We start from the raw sequence: 3659 nt of genomic DNA on the forward strand, positions 1-3659 counted from the left end.
TCTAACTTTTCCCATTTTGCAGTCATAATTCTTTCCCTCCAACTATACACATGTTCGCAATGCGAACGATTTTTATACTGTTCATGATTGACAACCATTCTATTATAACACATCACTATATGTTTTCAAATGAATCTTCCTCAAAGGAAATAATCACTGTGTGAAGTGCGTGTACGCATCAAATACGCTTTCTTCTAACTGTGTAACATCAATCGCTTTTTCTTTAATGGAGTGTTCATCAATTTCATAAAGATCCGCTATTTCTTCAATTGATTTGTCTAAACCTAATCTTTCACTTGCTAGAAAATGATAGACTCCTGCCCAAAAGGATGTATTGTCTGGTTCTGGTGTGAATGGGTACCAAGCAAATAGATGAAGATTCCCAATTTGTTCAGCCATCTCCGCTAAGAGTGGGTCCTCATGTTCTAAATTTTTCTCGAGTTCAGCTCTAACCTTTATTGCAAAGGGTTGATTATTAACCGTTTCCAATTCATTAGGGATTATCGAGATCGTTCTATGAGCTTTTTTGATATGTACTGAATGTTCGCACTGTTTCATATGTAGGATTTCTAACGCAAAACTTCTAAGTAACCAATCTTTACTTGCATCTTCTATGTACATAATTAATGGCTCTAACGCATCATCAAATTGACGTTCCTTCAAATACTGTAATGCCGTCCATTGGTCTTTCACGGAACCCTCGTCTAACTTACTTTTAAGCTTTGTTATCGGGGAAGATGGTTCAGGCACTTCTTCTTCAATATTTGCAAGTAATACCGAATCATCTATCATTTGTCTACTAAAATGAAGAAGTTGATAGAAAGACTCAGCAAATTGCGCCGGTACAGTATTTTCACTTAATACAGCTTCAAGCATATCGACTACTTCTTGATAATGACCAAGTTGAACAAGTAAAGAAATATGTACTTGAAGATTGTCGTAATAATCTCCTATCCCTTCATTAAGGAGGGCACTTGTATGTGTAACGGCCTCTTTCAACCTGCCAAGCTCAACAAGGCTCAACACTTTTCCAAAGCGTACTTGCGGATGGTCTGGTTCATATTGTTCAGCTGTAAGAAAATGCTCATAAGCACTTGTAGCATCTTTCGCTTTCAATGCATCCATACCTTTTTCAATCAAGCGCTTAACAAGACCTGGGTATAAGATAAGATTCGTATCCTTTTTATTTGTTTTTTTGCCGTCCATGGAATCGCTCCACTCTCTTTGACATGTTGCTTACTAGCTTTAACACATTCTGTTTAGTTATTCTTTTCAGTTTATCAGCTTGACACATGAATTACAACGAGAACCATTCATAGCAGTCATTTCTCGTCTTATTTGATATTACTTTTAACCAAAACTTCCTTTTTATTTTACCCTCAATCCCAAAAAAGCTAACCACTAAAAAAAAGAGAGAACATAGATGTCCTCTCCTTTAATTCCTATTACATTTCTTATACTGACTGCCCTACTACTTTTTCTTCATATTTCTTGATTTTCTCATCATACTGAARCGTCAGGCTGATCTCATCCCAACCATTTAAAAGCATCTGCTTCCAATACGGATCGATTGCAAAACTAGTTTCAAAATCTTCAGCCTTAATCGTTTGATTCTCTAAGTCAACTGCTACTTTCAAGGTTTCTTTCTCGCCTTTTTGAAGCAATTGATACACGTATTTCTCATCTAATCGGATCGGCAGCATACCATTTTTCAGGCAGTTATTATAGAAGATATCTGCGAAATTAGGAGCAATGATGACACGAAATCCATAATCATGTAAAGCCCAAGGAGCATGTTCACGCGATGAACCACATCCGAAATTATGACCWGCTACTAGAATAGTTGCTCCTTTAACATGAGGTTGATTAAGTTCAAACCCTTGATTTTCACTGCCATCTGCATTAAAGCGCCAGTCGAAAAATAAAAATTGACCAAAACCTGTACGCTCTACACGTTTTAGAAATTGCTTTGGAATAATTTGATCGGTATCGACATTGACACGATTAAGCGTTGCAACCGTTCCTTCATGTACTTTTATCGGTTCCATTTCGAATCCCCCTTATGATGTCATTGTTTTTTCTTCTTTTATTTGACGAACATCAACAAAATGACCCGCTAATGCTGTTGCTGCAGCCATTTCAGGACTGACCAAATGTGTTCTAGAACCTTTTCCTTGTCTTCCTTCAAAATTGCGGTTGGACGTAGACGCACAGCGTTCACCCTCAGGGACAAAATCAGGATTCATACTTAAGCACATACTACAACCAGATTCACGCCATTCAAAGCCGGCCTCTATAAATAGCTGGTCTAAGCCTTCTTCCTCTGCTTGTTTTTTTACCTTTTGTGAACCTGGTACAACTAAAGCCCGAACCCCACTAGCCACTTTTCTTCCCTTGATCACAGACGCCGCTGCGCGAAGATCGCTTAATCTGGAATTTGTACAGGAACCTATAAAGACATGTTGGACACGTACATCTTGAATCGGTGTACCTGGTTTCAAATCCATATATTCTAGCGCTTGCTCAATCCCACGTTTATCAGCATCCGTCGTAGCTCCCTCCGGTGATGGGACTAATTTTGAAATGCCAATTCCTTGTGATGGGTTCGTTCCCCAAGTAACCATTGGTTCAATTWCACTTGCATCAATCGTAACGGTGCGATCATAAGTCGCTCCTTCATCTGTAGCTAGCGTACTCCAACGCTTTGTCAGCTCAGTAAATGACTCTCCACTAGGGACATATTGACGTCCTTCTAGGTAATCAAACGTTACTTGATCAGGACTAATTAGACCTGCCTTTGCCCCTGCTTCTATTGACATATTACAGATTGTCATTCTTTCTTCCATCGTCATACCACGAATCGCATCACCAGTAAATTCAATAACTGATCCCGTTCCAACGCCTACCCCAAACTTAGCAATGATTGCAAGAATCACATCTTTTGCAGCGATCCCTTTAGCCAATTTTCCTGTTATCTTCACTTCTAAGGTCTTTGGTTTAGATTGCCAAAGCGATTGTGTAGCAAGTACATGCTCAACCTCACTTGTACCAATACCAAATGCCAGCGCCCCAAAAGCACCATGAGTAGAAGTGTGACTATCTCCGCAAACAATCGTTTTCCCTGGTTGTGTGAGTCCAAGTTCTGGACCAATGACATGAACAATTCCATTTTCAGGATGTTCTAGGTCTACCACGTCAATACCAAATTCATCGCAATTTTTTTGTAATGTTTCAATCTGTGTTTTCGCAATTTGGTCGGTAATATTGTACCGATCGACTGTTGGCACATTATGATCCAWTGTTGCAAAGGTTAAATCTGGTCTTCTCACTTTTCGATTGTGGATGCGCAGGCCCTCAAATGCTTGAGGAGATGTCACTTCATGTACCATATGCAAGTCAATATAGAGCAAACTCGGCTTACCTTCCTCTTGTATCACTTCATGTTGATCCCAGATTTTCTCTATAATTGTTTTTGGGGTCATATGATTTCCCTCCCTTTTCGATTAGATCTTTGGATTAAAAGAGGGCAATGGACTRTTTCCACTGCACCCCTCCATTTCTTATACGCGAATAGAGCTAAGTTGCTCGATAACTTCATTTGTCACTGCCTCAGTCGAATGATATTCAACCCCTGCACTTACAAGGTCCGCTGTGCGGAT

General features: G+C 39.5%; 3 protein-coding genes. All 3 read right to left on the reverse strand.

All coding sequences use genetic code 11. From position 1 onward, the window contains the following. Window positions 1–153: 153 nt before the first annotated feature. Window positions 154–1206 carry a tetratricopeptide repeat protein gene (locus tag AB685_RS28475; protein WP_047973975.1) on the reverse strand — a complete coding sequence of 351 codons (1053 nt, stop codon included), beginning with the start codon at window positions 1204–1206 and terminating at the stop codon, window positions 154–156. Between the two features lie 248 nt (window positions 1207–1454). Further along, entirely contained in the window at window positions 1455–2048 is a 594-nt protein-coding gene (leuD, locus tag AB685_RS28480) for a 3-isopropylmalate dehydratase small subunit (RefSeq protein WP_047973976.1), read from the reverse strand. Between the two features lie 12 nt (window positions 2049–2060). After that, the gene (leuC, locus tag AB685_RS28485; RefSeq protein WP_047973977.1) at window positions 2061–3482 is read right to left on the reverse strand and encodes a 3-isopropylmalate dehydratase large subunit; all 1422 of its coding nucleotides are present in this window, start codon (window positions 3480–3482) and stop codon (window positions 2061–2063) included. Window positions 3483–3659: the final 177 nt, after the last annotated feature.

The sequence above is a fragment of the Bacillus sp. LL01 genome, from assembly GCF_001037965.1.

Excerpts from the sequence above, each read along its gene's own strand:
- AB685_RS28475 (WP_047973975.1), bottom strand. The coding sequence starts at position 1,206 with ATGGACGGCAAAAAAACAAATAAAAAGGATACGAATCTTATCTTATAC.